This window comes from Mucilaginibacter sp. PPCGB 2223 (assembly GCF_001705515.1).
Lineage (GTDB): Bacteria > Bacteroidota > Bacteroidia > Sphingobacteriales > Sphingobacteriaceae > Mucilaginibacter.
Window position 1 is genome coordinate 93,965 of record NZ_MDJS01000006.1, and the last position, 15,470, is coordinate 109,434.

Annotated in this window: 16 protein-coding genes; 12 read left to right on the top strand and 4 right to left on the bottom strand. The window is 47.2% G+C overall.

Going from position 1 to position 15,470, the window contains the following annotated elements; translation table 11 throughout:
• Nucleotide 1 precedes the first annotated feature (1 nt).
• From lptC to BEL04_RS23720, 12 genes are all read left to right on the top strand, one after another.
• Nucleotides 2–580, top strand: a complete 579-nt coding sequence (gene lptC / locus BEL04_RS23660) for an LPS export ABC transporter periplasmic protein LptC (protein WP_066008239.1) — start codon at nt 2–4, stop codon at nt 578–580.
• Between the two features lie 108 nt (nt 581–688).
• A complete protein-coding gene (locus tag BEL04_RS23665; protein WP_371327596.1) occupies nt 689–2,791 on the top strand; it encodes a SurA N-terminal domain-containing protein in 2,103 nt (700 codons plus the stop codon).
• Between the two features lie 73 nt (nt 2,792–2,864).
• Entirely contained in the window at nt 2,865–3,380 is a 516-nt protein-coding gene (locus BEL04_RS23670) for a DUF2480 family protein (RefSeq protein ID WP_066008243.1), read from the top strand.
• A 28-nt stretch (nt 3,381–3,408) separates the two neighbouring features.
• Nucleotides 3,409–4,185, top strand: coding sequence for a DUF3108 domain-containing protein (locus BEL04_RS23675; protein WP_066008247.1), 777 nt, complete (start codon nt 3,409–3,411; stop codon nt 4,183–4,185).
• 4 nt (nt 4,186–4,189) lie between these two features.
• Complete coding sequence (locus tag BEL04_RS23680; RefSeq protein WP_066008249.1) at nt 4,190–4,753, top strand: DUF3109 family protein; 564 nt, start codon at nt 4,190–4,192, stop codon at nt 4,751–4,753.
• A 155-nt stretch (nt 4,754–4,908) separates the two neighbouring features.
• A complete protein-coding gene (gene rfbA / locus BEL04_RS23685) occupies nt 4,909–5,781 on the top strand; it encodes a glucose-1-phosphate thymidylyltransferase RfbA (protein ID WP_066008251.1) in 873 nt (290 codons plus the stop codon).
• 13 nt (nt 5,782–5,794) lie between these two features.
• Nucleotides 5,795–6,079, top strand: a complete 285-nt coding sequence (locus BEL04_RS23690; protein ID WP_066008253.1) for a hypothetical protein — start codon at nt 5,795–5,797, stop codon at nt 6,077–6,079.
• Nucleotides 6,080–6,579: 500 nt separating this feature from the next.
• Nucleotides 6,580–7,152 carry a hypothetical protein gene (locus BEL04_RS23700; protein WP_066008257.1) on the top strand — a complete coding sequence of 191 codons (573 nt, stop codon included), beginning with the start codon at nt 6,580–6,582 and terminating at the stop codon, nt 7,150–7,152.
• Between the two features lie 68 nt (nt 7,153–7,220).
• Nucleotides 7,221–9,083, top strand: a complete 1,863-nt coding sequence (locus tag BEL04_RS23705; RefSeq protein ID WP_066008259.1) for a M61 family metallopeptidase — start codon at nt 7,221–7,223, stop codon at nt 9,081–9,083.
• Nucleotides 9,084–9,089: 6 nt separating this feature from the next.
• Nucleotides 9,090–10,433 (top strand): M20/M25/M40 family metallo-hydrolase, encoded by a 1,344-nt coding sequence (locus tag BEL04_RS23710; protein ID WP_083228050.1) that lies wholly within the window; start codon nt 9,090–9,092, stop codon nt 10,431–10,433.
• Nucleotides 10,434–10,437: 4 nt separating this feature from the next.
• A complete protein-coding gene (locus BEL04_RS23715) occupies nt 10,438–11,115 on the top strand; it encodes a hypothetical protein (RefSeq protein WP_139113166.1) in 678 nt (225 codons plus the stop codon).
• Nucleotides 11,116–11,128: 13 nt separating this feature from the next.
• The gene (locus BEL04_RS23720; RefSeq protein ID WP_066008261.1) at nt 11,129–11,410 is read left to right on the top strand and encodes a pyrimidine/purine nucleoside phosphorylase; all 282 of its coding nucleotides are present in this window, start codon (nt 11,129–11,131) and stop codon (nt 11,408–11,410) included.
• On the opposite strand, the gene BEL04_RS23725 is transcribed toward BEL04_RS23720, so the two are convergent.
• The 4 genes from BEL04_RS23725 to BEL04_RS23740 all read right to left on the bottom strand — a co-directional run.
• Nucleotides 11,407–11,619: a hypothetical protein gene (locus BEL04_RS23725; RefSeq protein ID WP_066008263.1), complete on the bottom strand. Its 213-nt coding sequence runs from the start codon at nt 11,617–11,619 to the stop codon at nt 11,407–11,409. The genes BEL04_RS23720 and BEL04_RS23725 overlap by 4 nt on opposite strands.
• A 57-nt stretch (nt 11,620–11,676) precedes the next feature.
• Nucleotides 11,677–12,174 (bottom strand): DinB family protein, encoded by a 498-nt coding sequence (locus BEL04_RS23730; RefSeq protein ID WP_066008279.1) that lies wholly within the window; start codon nt 12,172–12,174, stop codon nt 11,677–11,679.
• Between the two features lie 80 nt (nt 12,175–12,254).
• The gene (locus BEL04_RS23735) at nt 12,255–14,819 is read right to left on the bottom strand and encodes a ligase-associated DNA damage response DEXH box helicase (RefSeq protein WP_066008265.1); all 2,565 of its coding nucleotides are present in this window, start codon (nt 14,817–14,819) and stop codon (nt 12,255–12,257) included.
• A gap of 79 nt (nt 14,820–14,898) precedes the next feature.
• On the bottom strand, nt 14,899–15,470 hold a 572-nt coding region (locus BEL04_RS23740; RefSeq protein WP_139113167.1), incomplete at its 5' end, for an OmpA family protein.

Sequence of the window (15,470 nt, forward strand, 5' to 3'; positions counted from 1 at the left end):
CATGGGGCAGGCAACAAAATGGCTAACCGGTTCTCTGATTCCGGCAGTACTGATGGCCGTGCTTTTGTCTGCATGCGAGAACGACCTGAAAAATGTCCGTGCCATATCGGCTAAGCAATTTACCAACCCGGTAGATAGCAGCCTGGCCGTTGAAGTTACCTACAGCGATTCGGCACACGTAAAGGCAGTTTTAAAAACGCCCCTGCTTTTGGATTATAAAAACGCCAAAAAACCATACAAAGAAATGCCCCGCGGTATCAGGGTAACTTTTTACGACAAAAATTTAAACGTATTAAGCACGGTGGTAAGCGATTATGCCGTTACAAGCCAGGAAGACAAAATAATCACCTTTAAAAGAAACGTGGTAGTAACCAATGCTGAGGGCGATACCTTTAAATCGAGCGAGCTGACCTGGGACTCGATACAGAAGCAGATATACTCGAATCAGCCTGTCGAGCTTAACAAGATCGACGGCACACATTTAAATTTCAGTAACTTTAAAAGTAACGAAAACGGCACCGATTATTCGGGCGATAACGGGTATGGGCCAATAGTAACCAAAGGTAATATCACACAATGATTTAGGTAAAAAAAGAGGGTAAAAATTTGTGTTATAAATTTTTACTAAAAGTTGTATCTTGCGCCCTCTTTTCAGAATATATAAATATAGAAGTATACAATGGGTATAATGAATTTTTTACGCGACAGGGGCGGAAAGATCGTGGTAGGAGCTATCGGATTTTCGCTTGTCGCTTTCCTGGCTACCGAAGTAATTACTTCGGGCAGGTCGTTTCTGCGTGGATCGGCCAATGAAGTGGGCGAGGTTAACGGCCAGAAAATAACCATCGAGGATTTTAACAAACGGGTTGACCAGCAGGTAAACCAATATAAACAGCAAACCGGCCAAAGCAGCCTGAACCCCCAGTTTACCGGGATGATACAGGATAATGTATGGAACCAGATGCTCACCCAGGATATCGTACAAAAAGAGATCGACAGATTGGGCATTTCTGTTGGCGATGCCGAAACCCAGGACATGGTGAGCGGCCCTAACCCGGCTCCGCAAATTGCGCAATACTTTACCAACCCGCAAACCGGCCAGCTCGACCGTGCCGCCCTGGTTGAAACACTGCGCAACATGAAAACCGCAAAAGCCGGCGACCCGAGAAGACAAGAGTGGGATGCTTTTATCGATCAGCTGATCAATGGTAAAAAAGCTGAAAAATACCTGGCGCTGATCAAAAACGGCGTTTACGTAAACAGCCTCGACGCGCAGGATGATTACGAAGCTAAAAACCGCCTGGTTAATTTTAAATATGTAACAGCCGATTACGCTTCGGTGCCTGATGCTAAAGTTACCCTGACCGACGACGATTACAAAAGCTATTACGACGAGCATAAAAACCTGTTTAAAAACCAGCAGGAACTGCGCAGTATTGATTATGTAGCTTTTAACGGCGCTCCGTCGAAAGAAGATTCGGCTGCCGTAAAAGAAACAGTTGCAAAACTTATCCCCGATTTTAAGGCCAGTACCAACGATTCGAACTTTGTGGCCATCAACGCCGAAACCAAACAGCCTTTGGTTTATCAAAAGAAAGGCCAGTTGGAGCCTAAAGTTGATACTGTGATGTTCAACTCGGCTAATGGCACTGTTTATGGCCCTTACTATTCTAACGGTGCGTACAAAATTGCCAAACTGGTTGATTCGCGCGTTGGCCCCGATTCGGTTACGGCCCGCCATATCCTGATACCTATTACTACCGATGCTGCGGCCGCTAATGCCAAAGCCGATTCGTTAAAAAAACTGATCCAGAGTGGTAAGAAAACTTTTGCCGAGCTGGCTACCACCAATTCGGTCGACAAGAACTCGGCTGTTAAAGGCGGCGACCTGGGTACCTTTGCGCGTGGCGCCATGATACCTGTTTTTGAAGATGCCGTATTTAACGGTAAAAAAGGCGATCTTAAAATCGTTACTTCTCAATACGGCGTTCACCTGATCGAGATCATGAACCAAAAAGGTTCGTCAAAAGTGGTTAAGGTGGCCATAGTTGATAAGCCATTAACCCCAAGCACCAAAACGCAAACAGCAGCCTACTCGAAAGCGCAAAGCTTTTTGGCTTCGCTCACTAAAGATAATTTTGACGAGGAAGCTAAAAAAGAAGGCCTGACCAAGAAGACCGCCGAAGACCTGACCGGTACTGCCGGTAGCGCCGGCGAGCTGCAAAGCGCACGCGACCTTGTTCGCTGGGCGTTTAACGATGCCAGCCTCGGCGATTTTACCGATAAGGTTTATACCTCGGGCGATACTTATGTTGTGGCCCGCTTAGCCGCTATCAAGCCTAAAGGCATATTGAGCCTCGAGAACGTTAAAAAGCAAATTAAACCGGCTGTTTTAAACATTGCCAAAGCAAAAATACTTACACAGAAGTTTGAGGATGCTTTAAAATCGGCAACTACGATCGATCAGGTTGCTCAAAAAACAGGCGGTACGGTTACCCCGGTACAAAACATTGTGTTTGCTAACCCGGTAATACCCGGCACCGCGCAGGAGAATAAACTGGTAGGTACTATTTTTGCATCGCAGCCGAACAAATTGTCGAAACCGGTTGAAGGCGAAAAAGGCGTGTATGTTTTTGTTGTAGATAACTTTGTGAACCCTGCAGCGCTCACCAATACGCTCCGCCAGAAAGAGCAAATGAGCCAGACTTTATCGCAACGTGCCGAAAATTCGATTTTAGAGGCCTTAAAAGATAAAGCTGTTATAAAAGATTACAGAGCAAAGATGTTATAATCAGCATAATCAAGTAATTTTGTATCCGGAAGAGGTGATTGAACCCTTCCGGATTTTTTTTGTCTGATCAACAATGGATATACAAGAGCAAATAGTAAACAAGGTTGCGCAGAGCGGTTTGGTGAGTGTCGACCCGGCAAGCTTCTACCCGGCAGGCGACCGCGTGTTATACGATATTAAAGATAACCTGTATATGGGCCTGATATTGCGCGAGAAGGATTTCAGGGACTTTGTGAAGGAGCACGACTGGGCGCAGTATACCGGCAAATATGTAGCCATTACCTGTACCGCCGATGCCATAGTGCCTACCTGGGCCTATATGTTGCTGGCAAACCGCATGGCGCCGTACGCCAAAGAAATTGTTTTTGGAAATTTAGATACCCTGGAAACGATTTTGTTCGAAAAAGCGTTAAACACATTAGATGTTGAACAATACCGGGATAAACGTGTTGTAATTAAGGGCTGTGGCGATGTTGCTGTGCCAAACTCGGCATATATCGAGTTGACCAGTAAGTTAACGCCGGTAGTAAAAAGCCTGATGTTTGGCGAACCTTGTTCAACCGTCCCGATATATAAACGAAAAGATTAAGGCCTCACACTATTGCAAGGCGCTATATATGAAGAAATATTTGTTTTTATTTATACTCACAGCGCTTCTGCAAACCAGTGTATTTTCGCAAGAACCTGAAAAAGAAAGCCAGACAGCCTTTCAACCAGGCGAAAAACTTCATTATAAGTTAAAGTACGGGATATTTACGGCTGCCGAAGCCGATCTGCAGATACTCACAGGCGATACGCGGTATGACGGTAAACCCATCTATCATATCATTGCCGATGGTAAAACGACCGGTACCTTCGATATTTTTTACAAGGTGCGAAACCGTTACGAATCGTATATCGATTGTAATACGCTGTTGCCTTATCTGTATACCGAAAACCGCCGCGAAGGCAAATACAGGCATACCGATCACGTAGTGTTTGACCACGAAGAACATAAAATAACAGCCGATAAAGGCGTGTTCCCGTTCACGGGGAAAGTTTTTGATTTCCCGGCCGCTTATTATTATGCCCGCTGCCTGGATGTAAGCAACCTGAAAGTTGGCGAAAAGATCGTATTCCGCTACTTTTTGGAAGATAAGATACAAGAGCTTACCATCACCTACCTGGGTAAGGAAACCGTCGAATGCTCGATGGGCAAGTTCAACTGCCTTAAATTTAATCCTACGATTATTCCCGGTAATATTTTCAGAAAGGATAGTAAGCTGTACCTTTGGATAACCGATGACCGCAACCGCATCCCTGTAAAGGCCAAGGTTGAGGTGATTGTGGGTAGTTTAACCATGGACCTGGCAGATGCGAGCGGGTTGAAATACCCTTTAAACAATCAGAAATAAGTTGATGATCGAAGTTTTAAATACACTGGTGCATGAGGATGTTGTGCGCGAGAGTTTTGTATGTAACCTTAATAAATGCAAGGGCGCCTGTTGCCTTGAGGGCGATTCGGGCGCGCCGCTCGAAGCATCGGAGCTGGACATCCTGAAAGAAATATACCCTAAAGTTAAGCCGTATATGACGGCCAAAGGCATTGCTACCATCGAAGAAGTTGGCACCCACGTTACCGATTTTGAAGGCGATTATACCACCCCCTGTGTTGATGTGAATAAAGAATGCGCCTACGTGATATGGGAGAACGGCATTACCAAATGCGCCATCGAAAAAGCATATGAACAGGGTGATATCGACTGGCAAAAACCAATATCCTGCCACCTTTATCCCATACGCATTACCAAATACCCCGAGTTTGATGTGCTGAACTACGACCGCTGGAGCATTTGCGCGCCGGCCTGTACCTTCGGCGCCGAGCTCAATGTGCGTGTACACGAGTTTTTAAAAGTGCCGCTTATCCGTAAGTATGGCGCGGAGTGGTACGCTGAGCTGGAAAACCAGGTTGCGGGGTTATGAGCTGATTTCAAACCTAAGAGACAGCAAAATATGGATTTGATAAATCCGAAATAGAACATTCGAAACGGCGAAGCCCTCTTGAGCTCCATTGAAACAAACACAAGCGAGAAATCCGAAATTATTGATATTATTGTATACACATACACCCAACAGCCGTGAAAGGAATTATACTCGCCGGGGGATCTGGAACCAGGTTGCATCCCTTAACTTTAGCAGTTAGCAAACAATTGATGCCGGTTTACGATAAACCGATGATCTACTACCCGCTTTCGGTATTGATGCTTGCCGGTATTAAAGAGATACTGATCATTTCGACCCCGCACGACCTGCCCCAGTTTGAAAAACTGCTGGGCGACGGCAAGCGCCTGGGATGCAAATTTGAGTATGCCGTACAGGCCGAGCCTAACGGGCTTGCGCAGGCGTTTGTAATCGGCGCTGATTTTGTTGGGAAAGATAAGGTGGCGCTGATCCTGGGCGATAATATTTTTTACGGCGACGGCCTCTCGCACCTGCTGCAGGAAAGTAACAACCCCGATGGCGGGATGGTATTTGCCTACCAGGTATCGGACCCGGAGCGTTACGGTGTAGTGGAGTTTGATCAGAACAACAAAGCCATCTCGATAGAGGAGAAACCTAAAGAGCCAAAATCGGACTATGCTGTACCGGGTTTATATTTTTACGATAACTCGGTAGTCGAAATTGCAAAAAACATTAAACCATCGCCGCGCGGCGAATACGAGATAACCGATGTAAACAAGGAATACCTGCGCCAGGGCAAATTGAAGGTAGGTATTTTAAGCCGCGGCACCGCCTGGCTGGATACCGGTACCTTTGCCTCGCTGATGCAGGCAGGCCAGTTTGTACAGGTGATCGAAGAGCGCCAGGGCATGAAGATAGGCTGCATCGAAGAGATTGCTTACCGCATGGGCTTTATTGATGCCGCGCAATTAGAGAGCATAGCTGCGCCGCTTGTTAAGAGCGGTTACGGCCAGTATTTGTTAAAACTGTTGAAAAAAGACCGGAAATAACCGCTTTGTTGTTTTGGAAGAAACACGCGAAATAGCTTTTAATGTGGCCCAGATTGCCACCGGCCGGCAGGAGTGCCTTTATACCGGCAACCTGGATGCATTGTACCCGGGCAGCGACGTTACCATGCGCGAGTTTGTACGCCAGTGTTTTGCCGAGCTGGGCATCGAGATCGAGTTCAGTGGGAAGGATAGGCACGAAAAAGGCGTGGTGATTGATATGGACGAGGATAAGATAGCCGGGTTAGGTCTGAATGCCGATACCCTGCGCTTTGGGCAAACGGTGGTACGTGTGAAATAGATACTTGATAGTCTGGCGTTTTTTTGTTATATTGTTTTTTGAGCCGGAAGCTTATGGCGCGAAGCCGGAAGCGGAAATGTTGCGAGAATTTCTTACAATTCCCCCCCTGTGAAGGAAGTCGTGAGCCTGGAGCCCTGAGCCCAAAAAGACTCCCGACTCCGGGCAAATGCGTTAGGGATAGCAGCGGATACCGGCCTGTGGCTAATGCCTGTGCAGTATGAGCGGATAGCCCGGCCGCAGGCAACGCCCTTGAAAAATTGATTGAAGGATTGATTGCCTGAATGATTGAATAGGCACAAGTAGCAAGCTATACCACAATCCAACCCGACATACTTGCCAGTAATGAGAATCATGTTCTTGAAAATATACTCGTTTGCTTGTGCTGAGAGGTGCTGAAACAAGTTCGGCATGACTTTTTTTTAACACCCATAAATACCCATGAGCCATCCGAAACCGATAACCAAAACTGCTGACCACTCATTACTCACCGCTCACTAACCATGTCATCTCATCACATTGTTCGCGAAAAGCAGGAACCGGCCCTGGTGATCTTAGGGATGGAAAGCTTTACCAATGAGCTGCTGGGACAATTGCTCGAGTGGAGCCCGACGGTGATTGTTGCTGCGGATATTGCCGAACAACTGACCTCGGCGGATATCAAAGTAGATATCATTATCGGGAGTGCAGGCAATATCGCTACACAGTCGGATGTTAAATCTATTCAATCTGATAGCAGCAGTGAGGTGCAGGCAGCACTTAACTATCTTACCGCAACCCATTACCCTGCCGTAAATATTATCACCGATGACTTTGTGCTCGCGGATTATTTAGCTTTCGCTGACAAGATCGGCCTTGTGATTTACTGTGGCAACAGCAAAATATACCCTGTAAGCAGTGGTTTCAGCAAATGGAAGCCTGCTGGTGAAGCTGTCAGGATATTAAATCCCGGCGATGATGTTTCAGCAGCCGGTCTTCAAAAAACGGCAGATGAAAACTACATCATGCTGCGCGATGGCTTTTTTAGCCTGCAATTTGAACGGCGATACCTCTTCATTGCCGAAGATATCCTGTAACAATCATAAGGGGTATTGTCGCATAGCGTAATTTTTAATAATTTCAAGCTTTTATAACTGGTCTCTGCATGAAAAAAACCTATCTCCTTATCCCTGCTTTGCTTGCCGGTTTTGCCAGCCTTGCACAAAAGCCCGTATTTTACGAAGTGAATTTTCCGAATGCCGCTCATCACGAGGCGCAGATCATCATGACCATTCCCGAAGCGCCGGCCGGCACTATCCGGGTACGCATGAGCCGTTCGTCGGCAGGCAGGTATGCCACGGCCGAATTTGGCAAGAATATTTATAATGTAAAGGCTTTTAATGTCGATAGCAGCGCTTTAGCGATCAGGCAGGTCGAAGGCGATGTGTACGAAATACCAGAGCATGATGCCACGGTTAAGATAAGCTACACGCTATATGCCAACTGGGTCGACGGTACTTATGCCGGTATCGATCAAAGCCACGCGCACCTCAATATGCCGGCAACCTTTATGTGGTATATCGGCCAGGAAAAAAGGGGGGCTAAATTTCAGTTTAACGACCTGGATAAATACGGCTGGAAAGTAGCCACACAGTTAAAACACGAAGGCTCCAATGTTTACAGCGCGCCGACTTTTCAGTATATGATGGACAGCCCGACCGAACTGTCTGACTATAAGATGGCGACCTGGGATGTGACCAATGCCGATGGTAAAAAGGAGACGCTGCACGTGGCCATACACTCGGCCGATACCCAGCCGGTGGTGGATAATTTTGCCAGAATGGTACAAAAAGTGGTGCTGGAGGAAAAAGCCGTTTACGGCGAACTGCCGGCTTACGATTTTGGCGAGTACACTTTCCTGGACGATGTTTACCCGACAAACTCGGGCGATGGCATGGAGCACCGCAACTCTACCTGTATCGTATCGGGAGGTACCGACAGGATTGAGGGCAATGAGGTACGAATGCTGGGCACTTTTTCGCACGAGTATTTTCATAGCTGGAATGTGAAGCGCATCAGGCCGAAATCGCTGGAGCCGTTCAATTTTGAGCATGCCGATATGAGCAACGAACTTTGGTTTGCCGAAGGTTTCACCCAGTACTATGGCGAACTGCTGTTGGTCCGCGCAGGCTTCCATACCGCGGATGATTATACCCGCACGGTAGCCGGTTTGGTAAACAGTGTACTGAACACGCCCGCCGCCGCCCGTTATACACCCGTACAAATGAGTAACTACGCCGTATTTGCCGATGCGGGCGTATCGATCGACCCGAACAACCAGGGCAATATGTTTATCAGTTATTATTATTATGGCGGCGCTACCGCGTTGGCGCTCGACCTGCGTTTGCGCAGCGAGTTCAATATCACACTCGACGATTTTATGCGCCAGGTTTGGCTCGACTATGGTAAGCCATATATCCCTTACACCATTGCCGATCTGCAAAAATCGCTCACCAAGGTAACCAACAAAGTTTTTGCTGCCGACTTTTTTAAACGCTATATCAACGGTATTGAAAAGAACGATTATGCCGCTTTGCTGGCAAAAGCAGGCTTTGAGCTGCGCAAGGCTCAGCCTGGTAAAGCGTGGGCAGGTTCGCTGTTTTTAAATAACCAGCGCGGGCGTTCGGGGCAGGTGCGTGCCACTACCGATAATGGTTTTGCTATTACCTCGAACACAACCATTGGTACGCCAATTTATAAAGCAGGGATCGACGTTGGCGACGTGATCACCAAAGCCGACGGTAAGGATATCAAAGATGCGCAGGCTTTTGCGGATGTGATTGCCGCTAAACAGATCGGCGATAAAATTGCGGTTACCTATACCAACCGCGCAGGCGAGCATCAAACTACGATCACCTTAGCCGAAAGCCCGGCCCTCGAAGTAGTTACTTTTGAAAAAACCGGCAAAACCTTGACCAAAGACCAGGAGACTTTTCGTACCAACTGGCTATCGACCAAAGTAAAATAAATTCTGATGAAGAAATATTTACCACTTGCTGCCTTATTGCTTCTGTACAGCTCACTGTTGCATGCACAGCATAAAACCAAACACAAGAGCAGCAAAGCATCGCATTCTGTTGATGTAAATACACTCATCGACACTAAGGACGTTGACCGCATCATTAAAACGCTTAGTGCGGATGATATGCAGGGCCGGGCAACGTTTACGCCCGGTATTGAAAAAGCAGCGCAGTTTATCGAAAATGAATTTAAGCAAACTGGTTTGAAACCCCTGCCAGGCAATGCTACCTACAGGCAGAATTTCAGCATGACGCGCTCAAAACCAGTTAAAACTTTTGCAAGCATCAACGGTAAGATCATCCCGAAGGACAGTGTGTTCGCTGTCTCGGCATCGGCAGGTTTTGAATGGAGCAACAATGCCGATGTGCAGATCGTTAAACTAAGTTCGGATAAAGATTTCCGGAAGGAATATACCGGTTATTTGAACAGCGGTAAAAAACTGCTCGTATTAGTCGACCAGATCTTTACAGCTAATTTTAACCAGTTGGTAAACCGCTCCACGCGCGGCAGGGTAAGTTTCACCGATGCCAATAAGGATCAGACTGTGGTATTTATATTGGGAAATCATGATGATATCAAATCGTTTTCGGTAAAATATGAAGGCAAGGTTGAGCAGTTGCCTTTATTCAATATTGCGGGTATCATCTCAGGTAAAACCAAGCCAAACGAGTATGTGATTTTCTCGGGCCACTACGATCACTTAGGCATTCTGAAACCAATGGCCGGCGACAGTATTGCCAACGGCGCCGATGATGATGCCTCGGGCACTACGGCCATGATCACGCTGGCCAAATACTACAAAAAACTCAACAGTAATGCCCGTACCCTGGTATTTGTTGCCTTTACGGCCGAAGAGATCGGCGAGTACGGTTCGCAATACTTCTCCAAACAAATGAACCCGGAGCAAACCGTGGCGATGTTCAATATCGAGATGATCGGCAAGCCCTCCAAATTCGGCCCTAACTCGGCATTTATTACCGGTTACGAACGATCGGATTTTGGTAAGATATTGCAGAATAACCTGAATGGCACCGAATTTAAGTTTTATCCTGATCCGTACCCGGCTCAAAATTTATTTTACCGCAGCGATAACGCTTCGCTGGCCAAAGTGGGTGTACCTGCGCATACCATCTCGACAGACCAGATCGATACCGATAAACTTTATCACACTGTGGGCGATGAATACGGTACCCTTGATGTTACAAATATTGTTTCGACAATTAAGGCAATTGCCTTAAGTTCGCGCAGCATTGTAGACGGGAAAGATACGCCTGCAAGGGTAGCGATTGAAAAGTAGTGGCATGAGCAAGAAAATTCTGCTGCTCTTTTGTATGTCGGTTATTTTATCAGCTGCTGCACAAAACAGAAAGCGCACAGAAGGTAGTCGGCTAAACGTGGAGTACCCAATAGCTGAAGCAAATGCCAAAGAGCTGGGATTGAAAAAGCTGGCAGATTCAGAACATCGGCATCATTATCGATTTTCCACAGAAGGGCAAATTGTGGAGATATGGACAGACGATGATGTTACCTACCAGGGGTTTTTACTCAATTACATTTATCACAGGAAGGGTAAAGGCGGGTATCAGCATAATATACTTAGTAAAAAAGAAAGTGTATACACTGATAAAGCGAAACAAATAATAGCAATGTATGATTCTCTGGCATTAAACGGGATACCAACAGAAGAAAGAATAGCGAACTGGCAGAAAGGTCTGGATGGCGGGGATGATATTGTTGAATTTGCCGACCGTGACTCGTATTCTATCAAGACTTACTGGGAGCCAGCTGTTCAGGAACGGATCCCTGGAATTTATATTAAGAAGTTTTTTAACCGATTAGAAGTCGTGTTCCAGTTGGGAAGAAAATACAAGTCATTTCAAAACGAACTGCCAATTGGAAACTACTACATCGGAATGATGATGGTGACGAAAACTGTAAAATTTGGCGCCAAGGGTGGGAGTAGTTTATTCCGGAAATAAGAATACAACAACTATGAGTATAAAACACAATACCTATTTTGAAGGCAAGGTGCAAAGCCTTGGCCTGGATACCGAAGAAGGCAAAGCCACCGTTGGCGTGATGCTGCCGGGCGAATACCGGTTCAACACCTCGAGCGATGAGGTGATGACCGTTATTTCGGGCGAACTGAATGTAAAACTGCCCGGCGCCGGCTGGGAAATGTATTACCCGCAGGAAACTTTTGAGATAGCCGCCGGCCAGGCCTTTGATGTAAGCTGCGAAAAGGATGTGGCTTATATATGCTATTATAGCTAATCCAGTTCCTCACAAAAATACCCTGCGTATTGAATTTTATTGCGTATGGCTTCGCTGTCGTTATCGGTTGATCCAATGCGCAATACTTTGTCGATATCCTCCCGGTCGACGTTCCAGAATGCTACCGAGGGGATATTACGCATTACCTGTGTAAGGTTATGCAGGTCCTTTTTGTATCTGATATTGGTTTTGAAGATCAGGATGTTCATGGCGAATTTGATTTAAAAGGGCTGTTCCTTTAACCGGGGAGCAGCCCTCCGGATATTTTAGAAATTCATTTCGTCGGCACTCGGGCCGTAGCTTCCGGGGATCGGGATATCCAGTAAGCGTAAAAACACGCCCAGTTGCGCCCTGTGATGCACAATCTGGTTCAGCGACATCCGGATCACTTCGGCTTTCGTCGAAACACTGAGTACGCGGTCTCCATTGCGCAGGGTCCACTTCTCGCCGAGTTTAGGTTCATTTCCCTCTACCAGTTGCGAACGGCCGTCTACCAGCGATTTTTCGAAAAGTTCCATCAGCCCGGCGGTGTTGTTGATCTGCGGAGGGTTGTAGGGGCTGCTTGCAAAGTCCAGCTCGTCGGTAGTGAGCGTCATGGTTATCCAGGTAGGCAGTTCGGCAATGTGTGTGGCCAGGCTGCGGATGGTCATGCTCTTTGGATGCGGGCGCCAGTCGTATTTATCGTCGGGTATACGGCTGAGCATTTTACGGGTGGTTACCGATTCGTTCTCCAGTTCTTTTAAAAAAACATTGATTGTTGACATAATTGTATCGTTTTTGGTTTGCTGATACAAATAAACAAAGGGCCGGTGACAGCCCTATGTCAACAAGTTTTGAGAAATTTTTAAAAAGGCCGTTTTTTCGAAACCCGTCCTTTCGGAGCGGGTTTACTTTCCCACTCGGTATCCTTTTCGTACTGTTTAGCCATTTTAGCTACCCGCTCTTCGAGCGATTCGGTAGTGAACCTTTCACGGCCAAGGCTGTCCACCAGTATCGGGAAAGCGAATGGCGTGGGTTTATCGGTTTTTTTAATGATGATCTTTTGTTTGGCGATACGCTGCAGCGCAGCACGAAGCCTGAACTCTTCTAACTGGAAAGCCAGTGCTTCGTTATAAGCTTGTCTTACCAATAAGTTGTTCGGCTCATACTCGCTGAAGACATCGAACAATAAAGAGGATGAAGCCTGCAAGTGCCGGCTTTTTACCGGTTGCCCGGGATAACCGGTGAAGATCAGACCGCCGATATGTGCAATATCGCGAAAGCGGCGGCGGGCCATTTCGTTAGCGTTGAGGCTGTGCTGTATATCATCGAGCAGGTTATCAATCGTGAACAGGTCGTGATTCAAAGCTTCCTGCAAAAGTATCTCATCATCGGTAAGCAGCTCGAAACCGTAATCATTCATGGCGATGGAGAAACTGGCCGTTTTGATCCTCGAGATGCGATAGGCAAAAAGCGATGCCATGCCCTCGTGCACCAGCCGCCCCTCGAAAGGATAGAAAAACAGGTGGTGCCCCTCGCGCGATTCGAACGATTCGATCAAAAACTCATCCCGTTTGGGCAGGTGCGATTCGGCGGCCTGAATATTGAATAAAGGGCGCAAGGCTTCAACCTCAACACCCTTTTCGGTGCCGCGGGCAACCTCATCCAGTTTATCGCGCAGCACTGCCGAGAGCTGCGAAGATAAAGGCATACGGCCGCCCATCCAGCTCGGTATCATGCCTTTCTTTTTAGTCGATTTTTGTACGTAAGCGCTCATCTCCTTAAACCGGACGAACTCTAAACTACGGCCGGCGAACCAAAAATTATCGCCTGGTTTTAATCGGGATATGAATGATTCTTCGATACTGCCCAAGCTGCCGCCGCTTAACCAGCGCACGCGGATGCTGACATCGCTGGTAATGGTGCCGATACTTAAGCGGTGCCGCATGGCCACCCGGCGGCTGTTCACTTTGTATACCCCGTTTTCCAGCTCAACTTTCAAAAACTCGTCGTACTGGGCAAGGGTTTTGCCGCCATTGGTGATGAAGTCGAGCAGCTCATTGAATTCGCTGCGTTTCAGATCGGCAAAGGCAAAGGTTGTTTTCACTTCATTGAACAGCTCGTTCGCTGTAAATCCATCGGATACAGCGAGGGTAACCATGTATTGTATCAATACGTCGAGGGCGAGCAGGATAGGGTCGCGGCTTTCATAAACGCCGTTAACCAGGGCTTGCTTTAAGGCAGCGCCTTCCAGCAATTCGAGTGAATGCGTCGGCACAAAATAAGCTTTGGATATAGCGCCGGGATGATGCCCGCTGCGGCCGGCCCGTTGCATAAAACGCGCTACGCCTTTCGGGCTGCCAATTTGGACAACGGTATCAACCGGCCGAAAATCGACACCCAGATCAAGGCTCGAAGTACAAACTACCAGTTTCAGCGCTTCGGCATGCAGGGCCTGTTCAACCCAGTTGCGCAGCTCGTTATCGAGCGAGCCGTGGTGCATAGCCATGATACCAGCGTATTCGGGGTATTTATCTAAGATGGCATGGTACCAGATTTCGCTTTGTGAGCGTGTATTGGTAAATATCAGGGTGGTTTTGCTGCGCTCTACAATATCGATCACCTGCGGCAACAGTTTTAGCCCGATATGCCCGGCCCAGGAGTAAGTCTCCACGTTCTCCGGTATTACCGATTCGATGAGGATCTTTTTCTCAAGATTCGCACGCACCATTCTGATCTTACCTGCAGGCATATCGTTACCCAGCAAAACCTGCGAAGCTTCTTCCAGATTGCCTATAGTTGCGCTGATACCCCAGATTTTTAGTGGTGAGTGGTGAATAGTGAGTGGTGAGTCGGTATTTTCATAACTCACTTTCCGGCTCAGGGCCTTTAGTCGCGATAGCCCTAATTCAACCTGAACGCCGCGTTTGGTGCCTAAGAGCTCGTGCCATTCGTCGGTTACTACAACCTGCAGGTTTTTAAACATTTTAGGGTATTCCTTTTGGGCCAGCATCAGGTGCAGGCTTTCGGGAGTAGTGAGCAGTACTTCGGGTAGTTTTTTTCTGAGCGCCTGTTTCTCAGCAGCGGGCGTATCCCCGGTCCGCGTGGCTATTTTCCAGGGTATTTGCAGGTCGTCGCAAACCTCCTGCATGGCTTTGCGGATATCGTTGGTCAGGGCTCGCAGCGGCGTTATCCACAACATCATCAAACCATTATCCTGCCGGGTTTTGTAAGTTTCGGGATAAGTGTTGATGTATTCGGCAAGGAAAGGCAAAAACATGGCGAATGTTTTACCACTGCCAGTGGGCGCATTTAACAACCCGGAGCAGCCGGAAAGATAGGCTTCTTCCATCTCCAGTTGGAAAGCAAATTGTTTCCAGTTTTTTTCGCTGAACCATTGCCTGATTCTTTGCTGCCCGGGCGAATTCATCTTTTGTATATTCTCTGTAAAATAAAAAAGTCCTGCCGGATATCCGGCAGGACTTTTAAGAATTAGTTTTTAAAGCTAATTATTTTTTGAATTCAACGCGGCGGTTTAATACACGGCCGTCTTCAGTTGAGTTATCAGCAATCGGGTGAGTTTCGCCATAACCTTTTACTTTAAGGTGTTTAGCATCAACGCCAGAGTTTACTAAGTAAGTTTTAACCGAGTTAGCACGGTCTTTTGATAATTGCATGTTGTGAGCAGCAGTACCTTCAGATGAAGCGTAACCGTTAACCCAAACAGTTTTACCAGATGCGCGCAAGTCGGCAGAAGTAGCATCTAAGATTGGGTAAGACGAAGTACGTAATACTGAGCTATCAAATTCAAACTGGATGTTTGCATAAGCAGTACCTGTTACTGATCCTTTGTTACCGCCATTACCACCGTATTTGTTGATCATGTCGTGAACTTGTGCAGTATCCAAACCAACTTTCAACGGGCAACCTGAGCCATCAACTACAGTACCAGCCGGAGTGTTAGGGCATTTGTCGAACTGATCAGCTACACCGTCGCCGTCGCTGTCTTTTTTCAGGTCGTCAACTGCTTTCTCAACATTTGATACACGGCCTTTTAAAGCTTCAACTTCTTGTTTCAGGG

Excerpts from the sequence above, each read along its gene's own strand:
- lptC (WP_066008239.1), top strand. The coding sequence starts at position 2 with ATGGGGCAGGCAACAAAATGGCTAACCGGTTCTCTGATTCCGGCAGTA.
- BEL04_RS23665 (WP_371327596.1), top strand. The coding sequence starts at position 689 with ATGAATTTTTTACGCGACAGGGGCGGAAAGATCGTGGTAGGAGCTATC.
- BEL04_RS23670 (WP_066008243.1), top strand. The coding sequence starts at position 2,865 with ATGGATATACAAGAGCAAATAGTAAACAAGGTTGCGCAGAGCGGTTTG.
- BEL04_RS23675 (WP_066008247.1), top strand. The coding sequence starts at position 3,409 with ATGAAGAAATATTTGTTTTTATTTATACTCACAGCGCTTCTGCAAACC.
- BEL04_RS23680 (WP_066008249.1), top strand. The coding sequence starts at position 4,190 with ATGATCGAAGTTTTAAATACACTGGTGCATGAGGATGTTGTGCGCGAG.
- BEL04_RS23700 (WP_066008257.1), top strand. The coding sequence starts at position 6,580 with ATGTCATCTCATCACATTGTTCGCGAAAAGCAGGAACCGGCCCTGGTG.
- BEL04_RS23705 (WP_066008259.1), top strand. The coding sequence starts at position 7,221 with ATGAAAAAAACCTATCTCCTTATCCCTGCTTTGCTTGCCGGTTTTGCC.
- BEL04_RS23710 (WP_083228050.1), top strand. The coding sequence starts at position 9,090 with ATGAAGAAATATTTACCACTTGCTGCCTTATTGCTTCTGTACAGCTCA.
- BEL04_RS23715 (WP_139113166.1), top strand. The coding sequence starts at position 10,438 with ATGAGCAAGAAAATTCTGCTGCTCTTTTGTATGTCGGTTATTTTATCA.
- BEL04_RS23720 (WP_066008261.1), top strand. The coding sequence starts at position 11,129 with ATGAGTATAAAACACAATACCTATTTTGAAGGCAAGGTGCAAAGCCTT.
- BEL04_RS23725 (WP_066008263.1), bottom strand. The coding sequence starts at position 11,619 with ATGAACATCCTGATCTTCAAAACCAATATCAGATACAAAAAGGACCTG.
- BEL04_RS23730 (WP_066008279.1), bottom strand. The coding sequence starts at position 12,174 with ATGTCAACAATCAATGTTTTTTTAAAAGAACTGGAGAACGAATCGGTA.
- BEL04_RS23735 (WP_066008265.1), bottom strand. The coding sequence starts at position 14,819 with ATGAATTCGCCCGGGCAGCAAAGAATCAGGCAATGGTTCAGCGAAAAA.